This is a genomic window from Candidatus Bathyarchaeota archaeon (assembly GCA_026014585.1).
In the GTDB taxonomy this organism is placed as follows: domain Archaea; phylum Thermoproteota; class Bathyarchaeia; order Bathyarchaeales; family Bathycorpusculaceae; genus Bathycorpusculum.
Map to the genome: position 1 here is coordinate 153,462 of JAOZIA010000005.1, position 16,075 is coordinate 169,536.

Consider the following 16,075-nt stretch of genomic DNA (forward strand, 5'->3'; position numbering starts at 1 on the left):
AATTTAAGAACAGCTAAGTAACTGAAACTAAAAAAGAAAAATCATATATTTACTATTTTTCAGTAGGTAGACGAAACTCTGCAAGTGTAAAAAGAAAACAAGTTTTTTCTGAACTAAACAGAAGAAGGGAAAAGAAAGATTGTGTTTATGCGATTGGTGTGAAGGGTAGTTGTGGAAGGACTGGGTTGATGAGTTGCAGTACGATGTCTGGGAAGAGTCCGAGGATGAAGATTGCAGCGACCAGTATGAATACGGGAATGAGTATGTACTTGTTTTCAACGATTTTTGTTTCATCTTTGGGTTTGCGTGCATACATTACGTTGACGAGTCGGAAGATGTAAGCAGTTTGCAGTACACTGGTGATTACTCCGATGATTGCTAACCAGACCAAGTTTGCTTGAATCGCGGCGGTGAATACGAAATACTTTGCAATGAAACCACCCAATGGTGGAACACCAGCAAAGCTCAGACCTGCAATGATTAAAGCTAAGCTTGCAATGGGCATTCTCTTGCCTAAGCCTGCGAAGTCTTCTAGTGTTCGGAATCCGTGACTGTTGATTATGCCAATTACCATGAATGCGAGTGCTGTGGTTAAGCCGCCTATTAGGAAGAAGTACAAGTTTCCTGCTAAGCCGAGGGCGGTTGCGCTGGTGATGGCGACGAGGTTGTAGCCGACGTCTGCGACGCAGATGTATGCCATCATGCGTTTAACGTTGTTTTGTATCAGTGCAAAGATGTTACCTACAATCATGCTTAAGGCTGCCATGACAGCGAGCATGAATGCCCAGTCAACGGGACCTAATGGAGCGGGTAATACGATGTAGAGGAGGATTCTGATGAGGATGTAGTAGCTGCCTTGGTCAACCAGTGCGGATAGGAAGGCTGCTGATGAGGCTGGTGCAGCTGTATATGCGTCAGGTAGCCAGAAGTGGAAGGGCACAATTGCGGCTTCGATTGCGTAGCCTGCAGCGATGAAGATGAAGCTGATTATGAGCAGGTTTTTGTCTGCTGGGTTAATTGCTGATAGGGCGTTTCGGACGCCTTCATAGTTTAGGCTGCCTGTGATGCCGTACACGATGGAAAGACCCAACAATACGAAGGCGCTGGCGATGATGACCATGATTAGGTATTTCATGGTGGCGTTTAGGCTGAATGCGTTTTTCTTAAACAACATTAGAAACGCGGCTGCTGCCGTTGCGGCTTCCCAGAATATGAAGAATGTAAGTAAATCGCCTGCAAGGACTGCACCAACTAGTGCGCCTGTTAGCATGAGCATTACGGCGAAGTAGCGGTCTGAGGGGCGCTCGTTAGAGTTTACAAAGAACACCGTATAGATCATGATGACCGCAGCTATGCCCACGATGATTATTGCCATGTAAATGGATAGGGCATCTACAAGGAATGTGGTAGCTATTGCTGTGTCTATGTCACCTGTTAAGCCGATGTATTGGGCACCTGGGTCAGCTACGCTGTAGTAGCTTAAAGCCAAGTTTGCTATGGTGACTGCAGATAGGACAAAAACTACCAGTATCCACGCGAGGGTGGCGGCGGTTTTGTGGTTGCTGCTGTTTTTGCGGATTAGTTTGAAGACTGGGATGGTTAGTAGGGAAGCGATTATGAAAGTTATTATGGGTAATATTATGTCAAGTATTTGTACCATCTTTTTTCACCTATCCTATCAATGTTGCTCCAAGTGTGGCTGTCTGAATTAAATCCATAAAGAAGGTTGGATAAACACCAATAAGGAGAACCAGCACTACCAAGATTGCCAGTGATAGTTTCATCCAGTTTGGAACATCAACGATTTTGTGTCCTTCATGTGTTACTGGTTCTGTGGATATTTCGCCTTCTGCGGGTTCATCTTTGGATTTACCAAAGAAAACTTTGCTTACAAAACGCAAAGAGTAAGCAAGCGAGAATACTGTTGCAACCAGCATAAGTGCGGTTGGCCAAATGTAGAAGCTGGCTAAGCCACCTGTGGCGCCTATTATTTGGAATGCACCTATAAAGATGAAGAATTCACTAATGAAGCATGCAAATGGTGGTGCACCAGAAATGCTAAGGGCTGCGATGATTCCTGAAACTGCGCTGAAGGGCATTTTGCCTGCTAATCCACCCATTTTGCGGATGTCTCGTTCTTCAGTTTGGTGCATGATTCCGCCTGCGGTAAGGAAGAAAAGTCCTTTGCTTGCGGCATGAGTGATAATGTGCAGTACAGTGCCCACAATTGCTAAAGATGAGCCAATCATAACGACGCTTGCACCTGCAAGTGATACAGGGACTAAGCTGAGGCCAAACATTATGTAGCCCATGTGGGCGATGCTTGAGTAAGCAATTAAGCGTTTAATATCGGTGGATACTAGAGCTATGAATGAGCCAAAGAAGGCAGTTATGACACCGATTATTGAGAGTGCCTGCAGGAAGGTTGTTCCAAAAGCAATTCCAACTGAGGGGAAAACCATGTCAAAGGATAATCTGAGAATTGCGTATGCTCCTGCACTGATGATAACTCCGCTTAATAATGCAGACATTGGGGCAGGTGCTTCTCCGTGTGCATCTGGAAGCCACATGTGAACTGGGAAAACAGCCATTTTCACTGCGAACCCAGCTGTTAAAGCTATCAGAACATAGCGGACAGCATCTGTTGCAAAGGAAGTACTCATGAGGCTTTCTTGAGCTATGAACATGTCTGTTGTTCCTGTGAGCCAGTAAACTGCTCCAATGCCCAACAGCACAAAAACTGCGCCTGCATGGGTGAAGATGAATAGTTTGAAGGCTGACTTGTAGCTGTTACGATAACCCCATTCGCCCACTATGAAGTATGCGGGTACCAGCATGAGTTCCCAGCAGAAGTAGAATAGTATTAGGTTGCTGGTTAGGAATACGCCGATTAAGCCTACTGATAGCATGCATAGTAGTGCGTAGTAAGCGGGCAGGTGTTTTTTGCCGTGCATGTAGTTAACTGAGTATAGTGATGCCACCATCATTAAGGCTAAGCTGATTAGCGCAATGGATGCACTGATGCCGTCTAAGTATAGCGTGAATTCTGTGTTTATTATGGAGGGTATCCATGTGTAGGTTTCCGTGTAGCTTCCAGTTTCCAGTATAGTTGGAACCGTGTAGGCTACAAGTGCGATGTTTATCAATGCGATTAACGCGACAAAGATTGCCGCTGCTTTGATTGATTTCTTTCCTGTAAGGTAAACAAATGGGATGCTAATTGTTGGTATAGCGAATACTGCTAGTAATAATGGTAGCGACATTGTTTTACACTCCTAAACCTGTTTTCAATATTATTAGTACAATAATCAGTATGAAACCAAGCACCGCCGCAGCCACGTAATTGCGGAAGGAAGATGATGGTCCCTTCTTTAGCATCTGTGCTTTTTCAGGGTCGGCTGTTTGGTTAACGGATTCACCAAGTTTGTCAGGGTAGTTACTGAAGAGTGAATCTTCAACATGTTTAAGCCCGCTTGATAGTTTTTCGACGCCTTTTGCGAGTCCATTGTAGAAGTCATCAAAGAAGAAGGCGTGACGTAGAGTGAAGGATATTGGGTTTTTGCCTGCTGCGATGTTGCGGAGTCCGTTGAAGCCTTTGTAGTATGTGTAGTACCCAAGGATGAATACAGGCACCAGAAGCAACAGGAATATGGGCGTTTCTAGGGTTTCTATTGATTCTATCATGAAAGTGCCCAAGCTGGTTAAGACGCCGTAGTTTAGCAAGTGTTCAGTGTAAATTGACTTAGACATGAATTCAGTGAGGAACGGCAGCAGTAAACCCCAAATCACAGCTAACCCAGCGATGATTGCTGCTGGAGCCATCATAACTTTGGGTAATTCGTGAACATGCTGTTTCTGTATGTGCTCTGAGGGTTTACCCATAAAGACTAAGCTGAACATGCGCACACAGTAAGCAAACGTTAGCATTGCCGTAGCGTACAGTATGATTATTTGGATTAGACTACCTGCCTCGGTTACGCTGGTTAGGATTAAGCCTTTGCTAAAGAAGGCGGCAAATGGCGGTAAACCGCTGGTTGTTAAAATCATAATACCCATTAAGATGAAGCTTACAGGCATAAGTTTTCGCAGTCCACCCATAAGACGCATATCCCTTGTACCAATTGCGTGGATGATACCTCCTGCAATGAGGAATCCTAAGCCTTCGAAGAAAGCATGGCTGACCATGTGGAAGAGGCTTGCAAACCAACCTATGGATGCTGCACCTTCAACTGCTGCACCTAAGCCTGCCATCATGAAGCCGATTTGGCTGATGGTGGAGTATGCAAGGACTCCTTTGATGTCAGTGGTGTTAATCGCTAGGCATGCACCGATAAGTGCGGTTAAGACGCCTATCCAAGCGACAGCTGGGAACCATAACGGGTGTAATGCTTCAATTAATGCGGGTACTGCTGATACGATTAGTATGAATCTTGCAAGAAGGTAAATACCTGCTTTGACCATTGTGGCAGCGTGAAGTAAGGCACTGACTGAGGTTGGTGCTTCCATTGCACTGTATAGCCAAGTAAACAGGGGTAGCTGGGCTGATTTTGAGATTGCCGCGCCAAGGAACAGGAAAGCAATTACAACCAAGCTTTCAGTTGGGACTAATCCGATGTTTTCGATTGTGCCTCGGAAACTGAAAGTGTTAGTACTTAAGAACAACAAGGCAACTGCGGCTAAAAGACAAACGTCACCGACGCGGGTCATGAGGAAAACTTTTACACCTGCGCGGATTGATTCGGGCTTTTTGTACCAGAACGAAATCAGCGCGTAGCTGCATAAACCAACCATTTCCCAGAAGATGAACATCTGGAGCATGTTGTCTGATATGACTAGCCCAATCATTGAGCCGATGAAGAGCAAGATTAGGAAGTAGTATCGTGTTAGTCCTTCTTCACCCTTCATGTAACCTTGCGAGTATACGGCTATGATTAAGCCAAAGAACCCTACTAGACAGGTGAATAGAACGCTTAAGGGGTCAAGGTAGACTCCTGCGTCGATGCCGGGAATCCATGAGATGTAGGTTCCGCCGGCTGCTCCGTCGCTTGATAGTACGGCGGGCACCATTGAGAATGCCAAAACCGCAATTACCGCGGCTACTGCTACTACGTAGTAGTTTCGGGCTTTTTCACTGAATTTGCCGATTAATGGAACAAAAAGGCTGGCGATTAAGGGGCCAAGCCAAACTAGCCATGATGCAATGTTTGTGAAGTCCATTAGGATTCAACCTCTGTTTCGTCTTTTCCTTGCATTTTTTCTATTATTTTGTCCATGTCGCTTGTGCCGTAACGTTTGGATACGATGACGAGCAAAGCTAAGATTATGCCGCTAACTGCGGTGTCTGTTGCGAAGGCTAATACCAAAAATGCCTGTCCTAAGCCTACACCAGCTGATGAGACAAGCATGACAAAGTTGAGTGTTGCCGCTGTGGCGATTAACTCAACGCTGATGAAAACTTTGAGTAGTTGACGGTTGGTGAGCAAGCCGTAGATTCCAACAGCTAGCATTACCAGTGATAAAATCACAAAGTCCATTCTTACTTGCGCCTCCATTCATACAAAACGATTGCTATACCAAGCGCTACCGTTAAGATAACCAGCGCCTGCAAAACCACGTCTATACCACGTAAATCCCATAACGCTTGACCAAAGTCAAGGTTTGATTCAGCTGATGAAACGCCTGAAACTGAAAGGAACAATGCAGGCAAAGATAACATTACTCCACCAACAAATAGGGCGGCTATGCGTAGGGGCGGAGTTTTCTTTTTGGGTTTATCACCAAGCATTTCTCCTGATAAGAACAAGATTGCAAGAGTTCCAACGCCCACAGCAAACTGGAAAATTCCAGCAAACAGTGCGCCAGAAAGGGCGTAAATTAGTGCTATAAACAAAAAGGTTCCTGCTAGTGCCGTTACGGAGTAGATTACTTCGTCAAGGAACAGAGCTAAAACCGCAGATACTAGTAAGCCAACTGCGAATAATTCAATTAGGATGGTTGCATCGATTATCATTGTTTTTTGTCCTCCTCATAGCTTGGTTTCATAATTAACGCTGCCTTGTTTGTGGTGGCAAGCTCATAGAGCACTGAACTCTTGATTGCGTCTCTTGGGCAACTTTCCACACATTGATGACAGAAAATACATTGGTTAAGGTTGATTTGAGGGCGTTTTTTACCGGGTTCAACCTCGACGATTTCTATTGCCTGAGCGGGGCAATCACGTTCACACACGTGACAACTAGAACCCACAATTGATTTAACATCTAATCGGAAGTCTTTGCCACTGCCTAAATCGATGCAGTTGCAGTCTTTGATTTCATAGATGATTTGACCGCGCATGTCATCAGGAAGCTTTGGTTTCTCAAATGGATACTTTGTAGTTGCTGGCTTAGTGAATACGTGTGATACTGTACGTTTCCACATTGGAGAAAATATGGAACGTTTCTTGGTTTTTTTGTCGCTTTTGTCACTCATTTTGCTACACCACCGCTAATAAGGGGTAAACCCAAACTGCTAAAGCCACAGTCAATATCAAAGAGATAATTGCAAGTGGCAGGATAATTTTCCAGTTAGCTGAAACCACTTGATCAATGCGGAAGCGTGCAAACAATACCGTGATATACTCGGTAATGACGACCACTATAAGCAGTTTTAGCACAAACCAGAGGCTGTACCAGAATGCAGGCAATCCAAAGAACACTGGACCATTGGAACCGCCAAGGAATAACACAACCACCAAGGCTGAGCCAAACACGACTTGTACATCGCGTGTCAAGTGAAGGAATGCAAGTTTTGCACCTGTAAACTCTGTTTCTAATCCGCCGACCAGTTCGCTTTCTGCGTCTGGAACATCGAAGGGGTCTTTTTCAAGTTCCGCCTGCAAAGTGATTATGAATAATATGAAGGCTAAGGGAGCAAGAATTATGAATGGAATAACCGCTTGGCTATTAACAATCTCAAAGACACTTAGACTTCCTGCCAAAAAGGCTGGAGATAACGCAAGTATGAACAGTGGGATATCATAGCCCATGAATTGAGTGAGCACTCTTGCTGAGCTAATTGTACCATAGGGATTTGCAGAGGCCCAGCCTGAAAGGAACATCAAAAAGTTTGCTATAGTTGCAAACGCTAAGATAACAACTAAATCACCTGTAAAGCCGGCGCCTAGAACGCTTGAGCCATCAATTGGCAAAAAGCACATCGCAAACATCATAACAGCAAATGCCGCTAAGGGTGAGAATTTGAACAGGAATTTTTTGGCGTCACGTGGTTCAATGTCTTCTTTAGTTAGCAGTTTGATAAAGTCTGCCAATGGCTGGAAAAGCCCTGCTGGACCTGCAACTAGGGGACCGACACGGTTTTGCATGCGTGCTTCAAGTTTTCTTTCTATCCAGTCACAGAAGAGGGTTAAGAATAGTATAAATGTGAAGCCTGGGAATACCAGTATTCTAAAGATTAATTCTATGTCAATCATTGTCATATCACCTGTCTGTGCATGAGAAACATGGATCTAAGCTAACAAAGTTCGGTGGCACGTCAGCTATGTTCTCACCGATTGCTGATTTAAGGAATGCTGGAATGTTAGCAAATGTTGGAGTGCGGATTTTTACGCGGTCGGGAATAGCAGTACCATTGCCTCTAACGTAATAGAATAATTCGCCTCTTGGGGCTTCAATACGGTTTACAGCTTCACCCACAGGCACATTTCTTGGTGCGTCAAGTCTGAAGGGTCCTTTAGGCATGTTATCAAGGCAGTACTCTATGATGTTTATGCTTTCTTCAACTTCGTCAAGACGCACGTTCATTCTTGCCCATGTATCGCAGGTATCATAGACGATTTCTTTGAATGGAATTTCACCGTACACTTCGTATGGCTCGTCTTTGCGGACGTCAATATCATAGTTTGAACCACGCGCTACTGGACCAACGGTAGCCAGATTTATAGCATCTTCACGGCTAAGTATGCCCACTTTAGCCATTCTTGCTCGTAGTGTTGGCTCATCACCGTAAAGTTTACGGTAAAAGGGCATTTTACCGCGGAAATCTTCCAAGACAGTTCTGATTTTGGGAACATCACTGTCTCTTATGTCACGTCGTACACCGCCAACAACCATCAGTGAGGAGTAAACACGGTTTCCACTGGTTAATTCAATCAAATCCATGATTGGTTCGCGGTCTCTCCAGAAGTACTGGAATAAGGTTTCGTAGCCGATTTCGAGGCAGGCGTGACCTAAAGTTAGAAGGTGACTGTGAAGTCTGTTAAGTTCCAACGCGATAACTCGCAGGTATTGGGCTCTTTTTGGAACTTCAAATTGTAGAATTTTTTCTACTGTTTCAACAAAGGCGCAAGCGTGGCATGCATTGCAGATTCCGCAGACGCGTTCTACAAGGTAAACGTCCTGCAGGTAAGTGCGTGATTCTGCTGCTTTTTCGATGCCTCTGTGCACATAGCCGATGCGGGGTTCAACTTTTGTTACTTTTTCGCCTTCCACCAAAATGTCGAATTTTTCTGGTTCTAGCAGTGCGGGGTGTTGTGGTCCGATGATGATTTTTACGATTTTGCTGTCTGTTGGTGGTTTTTCTGGTGGAGAAGGTCTGAGTTTAACGTCGCTTACGTTGAAATCTTTACGTAGTGGATACATACCTTCAGGCCACTGGTCGGATAGGATAAAGTGTCCTGTAAGTTCATTTCCCTTGAAAACTACACCGAATAGGTCTGAGACTTCCAGTTCATGGAAAGCTGCACCAGGGTGAAGGTCAACTAAAGATTGAATTTGTGGGGTAGCTTTTGGAACATGCGATTTTATTGTTAAGAAATCGTTTGTGGCATGCACGTGGTAGTATATACCAAGTTTTTCGCCAAGGTCCATGCCTGTTATGGAGGTTATGCCGACTTTTTCATCTACGTCCATCATTGCTTGGAAAACATCACGGTGCAAGCCGTTGTCTGCCACCACTGCGGCGGTTCCAAGTTGTCCCGGATAAATCTGGACTTTTCCATCAAGTTTAGATTCGATTGCTTTTACTGTGTCTATTTTATTTGGCATTTACTTTTTTGCCTCCTCTTTTGATTTTTTCTGTTTGGGCGGATTTAGTGCGTTAAGCAACTTCACTACTCCATCTAAGATTGCTTCTGGACGCGGTGGGCATCCAGGAATGTAGGCTGTAACTGGAATAACCTTGTCTACTCCGCCGGCAACATTGTAGCAACCCGAAAAAACGCCACCGCTACATGCACATGCACCAATGGCTACTACGAATTTAGGCTGTGGCATCTGATCGTAAACTCGTTTAAGCCGTTCTGCACATTGCTGGGTTACTCCTCCGGTTACTAGGAGCACGTCGGCGTGGCGTGGTGAGGGTTCAAGTTTTACTCCGAAGCGTTCAACATCATATTTAGGCGTTAGCAGGGCAACGATTTCTATGTCGCAACCGTTGCAGGCACCGCTGTTGAAGTGAAGTACCCATGGTGATTTTACGCGTGCCCAAGTTAATGTTCCTGGCATTAGTCTTTTCCTCCTTCCACTAAAACTACTCCTGCGGCAAGCAGTATACCAAGGTATAAGATGAGAAGAATCGGATTAACTGCAGCAATTGCAAATGAGGCGAATGCGAGGACTAATACGGCTGAGTCAAAAATTACAAAGTAAATCAGGTACTTGTAGAGTGATACGTTGATTTTTAGTCCCAAGAAATTAGCGTCTTCGCCGCAAGCATAGGATGCTTGAGCGTTTTCGCTGATGGTTGTTTTTGGTGCTGCTCTTCTTCCTAAGGAATAAATTGCCACGGTGGACATGAAAATTAAGATGAAAGCTACTAACATTTCCTCAAGCATGTAGAGACCCTCTCCCCTGAACTTTAACCATTAAGGCGCCCTCAAAGCCTTGTCTGGAATGATTCATAATGACGGATTGCTTTCTCTTGAAAATATTTAAGAGTATTGCCACAGAGTCCGCCCAAACGTATGCTTTGAAAGTATTATCGAGGATGCTAACTGGCATCACCCAGCCTCTAAAAGCAGGGTTAATTATAGTTTTTTCTAACTTGCCATTTTCCCCCATAATACCCCAAACTCAAGCACACAGAATAATGCAACACACATTTAAGGATTAACCAAAAAATATTGAAAAATTGCCTTAAAATTAAACGAAAAAACTGCCTTAACTTGAAAAAATCCGCATTCTTACCCATGTAAGCTTGCTTTTTGTCCAAGAGGTCTGCGGGCAACATTTAAATTTCCAGTTTGCTGCTAGACTGGTAGTGATTAAATTGGCTTATTGCACTAAATGTGGAGAAAAACTGCCCGATGACGCATATTTCTGCGCTAAATGTGGCGTTAAAACCCAAAAAGGCGTAGAAGCAAATGTTCCAACACCAGCAGATGAACTGCGGGAGGCATTCACACGGGTGGGTGTTGAAATGGAAAAAGCTTTTCTTGTTGTCGCCAAAGAAGCACATAACGCTTTCCAGAAAGCAAAAGAAAACGTGCAAAAATCACAACAGCCAATTCAATGTGTAAGCTGCCAAGCCAGCATACCTCCAAACTCAGTTTACTGTTCTAAATGTGGCGCTAAACAAGGAGAATAAATCTAAAAAACAAACAGGACCCAAATTTCTTTTGGCTACTAACCGGAACTGGGTTTAAAGATGCTTTTGGCAGGCTTTTTTGTTACAATTTTGCCACTTGCCGGTTTCAGCAATCAGTACAAAACCTCAAATAATGCCCAGATTCAAAAAAACAGGATAACAATCATTCCATCATAATTTAGACACCCCATAAGTTGTTTTGATTGAGCCCCAAATTAAAAATAAATGGCAGAAAAAAATAACACCAAATATTAGGTAATAAACGAGACCATTTTGCCCAAATACCCACACTGGCAAGAAATTAATTAAAATAAAAAGTGGGTAAATAGCGTAGAGTCCAAATAACAGAGGAACAATAAGCAAAAGACTATTGTATCTACCATATTTTTGGATCACTAAACTTGAAAACATTAAAGAAAGACCCAAAAGAACCATAAAAAAGCCAACCCAAGGTATGCTGAAAAATTTATTTTCGAAAGCAGCACTCATAAGGATTATCGGGAAAAGTAAACCGATAGTTGTTATGACAACAGATGATAATTGCAGGTAAGTCCTTTTCTTTTTAAAAAAAGAAAACAAGCCGATAAATCCGCCAATTGTGCAAATTAAAAATTTTAGAGAAGCTTCGTAAAAACTAAATTGAAACTCTGGATAAACAATTTCTGTATGAATCTGTGTAAAGGAAGTAACATTAATTACGGTGTAAGCCAGAGGAGGTATAAATGCAGTTAAACAACCAAAAAGTATAACAAAAATTGAACCGCTTAAAAAAAGTGTATCGAATTTATTTTTTATTTGTTGCATGGATTTGGTAAGTGAGTTGAAAATTTAAAATCTTTCACAATAGAATATATATCAACTATTTCCACGATTCAAGTGATGTTAAATACAGGGTAATTATGTAAAGAATGGAGGTATAAGTTATGCGTATTGGTGTATGTGGAATAGCTTGCGAGAAATGCCCAAAAATGCAGAAAGGAACTTGCCCAAATGGCACGGCAGGCTGTGTTCCCAGAGAGAACAAAATGTGCAAAATCTGCAATTGCGCATTCACAAAGGGTAGACGGTTCTGTTTTGAGTGTGAAGAGTTTCCATGCGAGCTCACTAATCATGGACCCATAAGTTATGGTTACTGCCAATACCTTGCAGGCAAATTCTAAAAAGCATAAAAATAATTATTTTTACAGTTGACCAAGCATGAGTGCACCACAGGTTCTGATTACAGCAGAAAAACTAACCAAAAAATATGATGACTTCTTAGCAGTTGACCACATAGATTTTGAAATCTACAAAGGCGAATGCATAGGCTTTTTGGGACCAAATGGTGCAGGAAAAACCACGATAGTGCGAATGATGTACTGCTTTCTCTCGCCCACATCTGGCAAATTAACCATGGCGGGACTGGATGTTAACACGCAAAGCAGGGAAATAAAATGCATCATTGGTGTAGCTCCGCAAGAGGATAACTTGGACCCTGATTTTTCAGTAATACAAAACCTGATTGTTTACGCCCGATACTTTGACATACCAAAAGAAGAAGCAAAAAAACGGGCAGAAGAACAACTAAAATTTTTTCAACTACAAGAAAAAATGCAGGTGCCCATAATGGCGCTTTCTACAGGTATGAAACGTCGCCTAATAATTGCACGAGCGCTTATCAATCACCCGCAGATTCTGCTTTTAGATGAACCCACAACGGGGCTTGACCCGCAGGCGCGGCATCTGGTTTGGGATAAAATCCGCCACTTAAAAAAACAGGGCGTCACAATAATTTTAACTACCCATTACATGGATGAAGCCCAAGTACTATGCGACCGCATCTTAGTAGTCGATAAAGGCAGAATCATTGAAGAAGGCACCCCAGCGGGTTTAATCAAAAAGTTTGTCGGGCAAGAAGTTCTCGAAGTGGATTATGACGAGAAAAACGAGAAAGAACTCAAAAAAACCTTCCCAAACATGCACCTTGAACGACTCGGAGACCGCATACAAATCTTCACAGACCAGCCCCGGGGAGTCTTTGAAAACTTTCTCAAAAAGCACCCGATGCAAAACGTAACGATCCGCAACGCAAACTTGGAAGATGTTTTTCTTAAATTAACTGGCAGAGGCTTGAGGGGAGAATGAGCAAACCAGCAGCATTCACGATTCCTAAACTGACGTATCGTGTGTGGAAGGTTTGGCGCAGAAACATAGATGTTTTTCTCAAAACCATAAAAGTCAACTTTTTGCCCAGCCTTTTTGAACCCATAATTTACCTTATAGCATTCGGGTTTGGTCTTGGTGGCTTCATCCCCCAAATCAATGGGCAACCCTACATCAACTTTCTTGCACCTGCCCTTGTCGCAATCGCTATCATGAATGGCAGCTTTTTTGAGTGTACTTTTGCCTCGTTTGTGCGCATGTATTTTCAGAAAACCTTTGATGCTATTGTGGCAACGCCTGTTAGTCTTGAGGAAGTTGTGGCAGGTGAGCTGCTTTGGGGTGCAACAAGAGCCACAATTAATGCAACAATTGTACTGGCGGTTATTGCAGCGTTTGGGTTAGTGACCAGCCCACTGTTTTTGCTGGTTCCCGTGGTCGCGTTTGTTGGTGGGTTAATGTTCTCAGCTATCGCCATGTGCTTTACAGCAATTGCGCCAAATATTGACTTCTTCAATTATCCCTCGTTCTTGTTTCTTACACCCATGACCTTTATCAGCGGCACATTCTTCCCCCTCACAGCCCTACCAATTGCAGCACAAGCAGGAGCCATCGCAATTTTACCCTTGAACCAACTGGTTAACATTTCCCGAGGCTTAATCAATGGTGGAGTTGAACCGATTTTGGGTTTAAACCCGCAACTTATAGTGCTAATTAGTGTGTGTTGGGTTGCGGTGGCAACCGTGTTCTTTTTCATCTTAAGCATTAACTTGATGAAGCGGCGACTGCGAAACTAACCAAGTTTTATGAAGGTTTTTAACTGCAAACGCTAATGTAGCCAGTGAAGAGGACTCAAGTATGCGGTTAGTTGTGCGAATAGGCGGCTCCGTCGTAGCTTCACCAGTAAACACAGAGCTCATGGCAAAATACGCCGAATTAATCAAAAAAGTCCACGCAGAAGGGCACGAAATCGTCGTGATATTGGGCGGCGGCGCGTTGGCACGTGAATTTATCGGCATAGCTAAAAACTTGGGCTTAGAAATGAACGCTCAGGATGAAGTTGCGATTTCCTGCTCAAGGCTGTATGCTCAGCTTTTCCTAAAAAAACTGGGCGATGCGGGATGCAGCAAGGTTGCGGTGTCGCTGGATGAGGCGGCGGCGTGTTTGGCTGAGGGCAAAGTTGTGGTTATGGGAGGCTTAAAACCGGGACACACGACGGACGCGGTTGCGGCTTTGGTTGCTGAGCGTATAGGTGCGGAGCTTGTGGTTAAGGGCACTGACCAAGAGGGCGTTTACGATAAAGACCCCCGAAAGCATCCTGACGCGGTAAAACTTGATAAAATCCCAATTGACGAGTTAGGCAAAGTGTTTGAGGAAAACACGCACACAGCAGGCATTCACCAAATCATCGACACCAAAGCCATTGAAGTTTTAAAACGTAGCAATCTCAAACTGGTCGTAGTTAACGGTTTTGACCCAGAGAATATTCAGCGGGCAATAAAGGGCGAGGCAGTCGGCACAGTCATAAACTAAATTTTTGCTTATTTTATTACGCCAAAGATGTATGCCAGCAACCCAAACAAGAACAGGAACAGCACGATTTTTTTGATTTTCCGCGCTTTCTCCCGCGAGTGGTCAAGAAGCAGAATTACTGAACATGCAATCAGACCGATGTCTGTAACCAGCACAAATGGGATGAACCAGACGCCCACAATCCCCAAAACCCACGTCACCGGCGTCAAAGCCACTGCTGAGAGGTAAAACACAACTGCAACCACTGCTGCCGCGCGTTCCCCAAACCGCACCGCCAAGGTTTTCACGCCTTCTGCACGGTCACCTTTAGTGTCTACGATGCCTTTGGTTATTTCTCTGCCTGTGTTGGAGAGGAATGCCATGGACGCAAACAGCCAAACATTAAGCGGGACATAGTTGAGGCTGACAAAACTGCCGTAAATGAAAGGAATCGCAACACATGCGCTGACCAGAAAGTTGCCGGGTAACCCGCTTTTTTTGCCCACTGTCAGGTAGGATGCTGTGAGTACCAGTGAGATGGCGGCTACTATCATGCATGCGATGCTGACTTTGAAGGCAAAAACAAACCCTACAACAATCAGAACCACCATAAACGCCAATGCCTCGTTAGGCTTTATCAAGCCGCTGGGAATTGGGCGTTGGGGCTCGTTGATTAGGTCGATTTTTCGGTCATAGTAATCGTTAATGACCATGGCGGCAGCGCAAAACGTGAATCCAGTTATGAACCCGAAAATTACACTAAGCCAGTTTAAGCAGGTGAATTGTCCTGTGGCAAGAACCGCGCCCACCAGCACGGCGAACCCCATCATTATGCAGTTGATTGGACGCATAAGTTGAATGAAGCCGCCGAGTTTGCTCATGATTGTTCCTGCCGTTGCTGTCCATATTGGGTGAGGTTGCCTATAAAAATTGCAGCCACATCCGGCCTTTGATGATGATTTTTTAACATTTAATTGGTTAAAAACACGATTAGTGACTCTCCCCTCTATAGGTTCTGCAATGAATTTCTAATAGGAACCAAATAGAGCCTTGACCTCTTCCTATCATTTCTGCATACCTTGACTAATAGGCTCCAAATAGAAAGTCACCAACAAAAGAAAAAAAGGAAAAATTTTGGTTATGGCGACGTTTTCTTTGCGTACAAGCCTTCTTTTTCTTTAATTATTTTTCCATCCTTGAGCAAGAGCATGCGTTGCGTGTGCGCTGCTACGGGGCTATCATGCGTGACGGTGATGATGGTGGTTCCTTGGCTTCTGTTGAGGCTTGCCAGTAGCTTGACGATTTCCTGCTTGTTTTTTGAATCCAAGTTTCCTGTGGGTTCATCTGCAAGGATAAATGCGGGGTTGTTGGCTAAGGCTCGGGCGATGGCGACTCTTTGCTGCTCTCCCGCGCTGAGGCGGTTGGGTCGATGGTTTTCTCTTCCTGAAAGCCCCACCATCGATAGCAACTTGTTTGCGCGTGCGCGGCGTTCTTCTTTGGATTTTATTTTGCCCTCCATAGGTAACTCCACGTTTTCTCTGGCGTTTAGGTAGGGGAGCAAGTTGAAGGTTTGGAACACAAACCCCATTTTGTCGCGGCGAATTTTGTAGAGTTTGTTCTCAGCCATTTTGCCGACGTCGATGCCGTCTAGGAGTACGGTGCCGCTGGTTGGCTTGTCGATGCACCCAATCACATTTAGCAAGGTGGTTTTTCCTGAACCCGAGGGTCCCATGATGGAAACAAAATCGCCTTCTGCCACGGTTAGGTTGAGGTCTGCTAGGGCATCAACTTTGCGTTTGCCCAGCATGTAGGTTTTGGTTAGGTTTTCTATTTGCAGCAC

Annotated in this window: 18 protein-coding genes; 5 read left to right on the forward strand and 13 right to left on the reverse strand. The window is 44.2% G+C overall.

Features of this window, described 5'->3' with window-relative positions; translation table 11 throughout:
• Positions 1 to 145: 145 nt before the first annotated feature.
• The 10 genes from NWF01_03810 to ndhC are packed head-to-tail and all read right to left on the reverse strand — an operon-like array spanning position 146 to position 9,832.
• Entirely contained in the window at positions 146 to 1,660 is a 1,515-nt protein-coding gene (locus tag NWF01_03810) for an NADH-quinone oxidoreductase subunit N (GenBank protein MCW4024142.1), read from the reverse strand.
• Positions 1,661 to 1,670: 10 nt separating this feature from the next.
• On the reverse strand, positions 1,671 to 3,263 hold the full coding sequence (locus NWF01_03815; GenBank protein ID MCW4024143.1) for an NADH-quinone oxidoreductase subunit M: 1,593 nt from the start codon (positions 3,261 to 3,263) through the stop codon (positions 1,671 to 1,673).
• A gap of 4 nt (positions 3,264 to 3,267) precedes the next feature.
• Positions 3,268 to 5,217 carry an NADH-quinone oxidoreductase subunit L gene (locus tag NWF01_03820; protein ID MCW4024144.1) on the reverse strand — a complete coding sequence of 650 codons (1,950 nt, stop codon included), beginning with the start codon at positions 5,215 to 5,217 and terminating at the stop codon, positions 3,268 to 3,270.
• Positions 5,217 to 5,534, reverse strand: coding sequence for an NADH-quinone oxidoreductase subunit K (locus tag NWF01_03825; GenBank protein MCW4024145.1), 318 nt, complete (start codon positions 5,532 to 5,534; stop codon positions 5,217 to 5,219). The genes NWF01_03820 and NWF01_03825 overlap by 1 nt, the downstream gene beginning before the upstream one ends.
• A 2-nt stretch (positions 5,535 to 5,536) precedes the next feature.
• Complete coding sequence (locus NWF01_03830) at positions 5,537 to 6,010, reverse strand: NADH-quinone oxidoreductase subunit J (protein ID MCW4024146.1); 474 nt, start codon at positions 6,008 to 6,010, stop codon at positions 5,537 to 5,539.
• Positions 6,007 to 6,471: a 4Fe-4S binding protein gene (locus tag NWF01_03835; protein ID MCW4024147.1), complete on the reverse strand. Its 465-nt coding sequence runs from the start codon at positions 6,469 to 6,471 to the stop codon at positions 6,007 to 6,009. Before NWF01_03835 ends, NWF01_03830 begins: the two co-directional genes overlap by 4 nt.
• 4 nt (positions 6,472 to 6,475) lie before the next feature.
• Entirely contained in the window at positions 6,476 to 7,471 is a 996-nt protein-coding gene (locus NWF01_03840) for an NADH-quinone oxidoreductase subunit H (protein MCW4024148.1), read from the reverse strand.
• A 7-nt stretch (positions 7,472 to 7,478) separates the two neighbouring features.
• The gene (locus NWF01_03845) at positions 7,479 to 9,044 is read right to left on the reverse strand and encodes an NADH-quinone oxidoreductase subunit C (protein ID MCW4024149.1); all 1,566 of its coding nucleotides are present in this window, start codon (positions 9,042 to 9,044) and stop codon (positions 7,479 to 7,481) included.
• Positions 9,045 to 9,503 carry an NADH-quinone oxidoreductase subunit B family protein gene (locus NWF01_03850; GenBank protein ID MCW4024150.1) on the reverse strand — a complete coding sequence of 153 codons (459 nt, stop codon included), beginning with the start codon at positions 9,501 to 9,503 and terminating at the stop codon, positions 9,045 to 9,047.
• The gene (ndhC, locus tag NWF01_03855) at positions 9,503 to 9,832 is read right to left on the reverse strand and encodes an NADH-quinone oxidoreductase subunit A (protein ID MCW4024151.1); all 330 of its coding nucleotides are present in this window, start codon (positions 9,830 to 9,832) and stop codon (positions 9,503 to 9,505) included. The genes NWF01_03850 and ndhC overlap by 1 nt, the downstream gene beginning before the upstream one ends.
• 434 nt (positions 9,833 to 10,266) lie before the next feature.
• Here ndhC and NWF01_03860 point away from each other — a divergent pair, with 434 nt between their 5' ends.
• Positions 10,267 to 10,584, forward strand: a complete 318-nt coding sequence (locus NWF01_03860) for a zinc ribbon domain-containing protein (GenBank protein MCW4024152.1) — start codon at positions 10,267 to 10,269, stop codon at positions 10,582 to 10,584.
• Positions 10,585 to 10,755: 171 nt separating this feature from the next.
• Here the strand turns inward: NWF01_03860 and NWF01_03865 are convergent, their stop codons facing one another.
• The gene (locus tag NWF01_03865; protein ID MCW4024153.1) at positions 10,756 to 11,388 is read right to left on the reverse strand and encodes a hypothetical protein; all 633 of its coding nucleotides are present in this window, start codon (positions 11,386 to 11,388) and stop codon (positions 10,756 to 10,758) included.
• Positions 11,389 to 11,507: 119 nt separating this feature from the next.
• On the opposite strand from NWF01_03865, the gene NWF01_03870 reads away from it, so the two are divergent.
• The 4 genes from NWF01_03870 to pyrH all read left to right on the forward strand — a co-directional run bounded on the left by NWF01_03870 (position 11,508) and on the right by pyrH (position 14,256).
• A complete protein-coding gene (locus NWF01_03870; protein ID MCW4024154.1) occupies positions 11,508 to 11,744 on the forward strand; it encodes a hypothetical protein in 237 nt (78 codons plus the stop codon).
• 37 nt (positions 11,745 to 11,781) lie between these two features.
• On the forward strand, positions 11,782 to 12,708 hold the full coding sequence (locus NWF01_03875; GenBank protein MCW4024155.1) for an ATP-binding cassette domain-containing protein: 927 nt from the start codon (positions 11,782 to 11,784) through the stop codon (positions 12,706 to 12,708).
• Positions 12,705 to 13,520, forward strand: a complete 816-nt coding sequence (locus NWF01_03880; GenBank protein MCW4024156.1) for an ABC transporter permease — start codon at positions 12,705 to 12,707, stop codon at positions 13,518 to 13,520. Before NWF01_03875 ends, NWF01_03880 begins: the two co-directional genes overlap by 4 nt.
• A gap of 61 nt (positions 13,521 to 13,581) precedes the next feature.
• Complete coding sequence (gene pyrH, locus NWF01_03885; protein MCW4024157.1) at positions 13,582 to 14,256, forward strand: UMP kinase; 675 nt, start codon at positions 13,582 to 13,584, stop codon at positions 14,254 to 14,256.
• 8 nt (positions 14,257 to 14,264) lie between these two features.
• Here the strand turns inward: pyrH and NWF01_03890 are convergent, their stop codons facing one another.
• Both NWF01_03890 and NWF01_03895 read right to left on the reverse strand, forming a co-directional pair.
• On the reverse strand, positions 14,265 to 15,116 hold the full coding sequence (locus tag NWF01_03890) for a geranylgeranylglycerol-phosphate geranylgeranyltransferase (GenBank protein MCW4024158.1): 852 nt from the start codon (positions 15,114 to 15,116) through the stop codon (positions 14,265 to 14,267).
• Between the two features lie 257 nt (positions 15,117 to 15,373).
• The gene (locus NWF01_03895) at positions 15,374 to 16,075 is read right to left on the reverse strand and encodes an ABC transporter ATP-binding protein (GenBank protein ID MCW4024159.1); all 702 of its coding nucleotides are present in this window, start codon (positions 16,073 to 16,075) and stop codon (positions 15,374 to 15,376) included.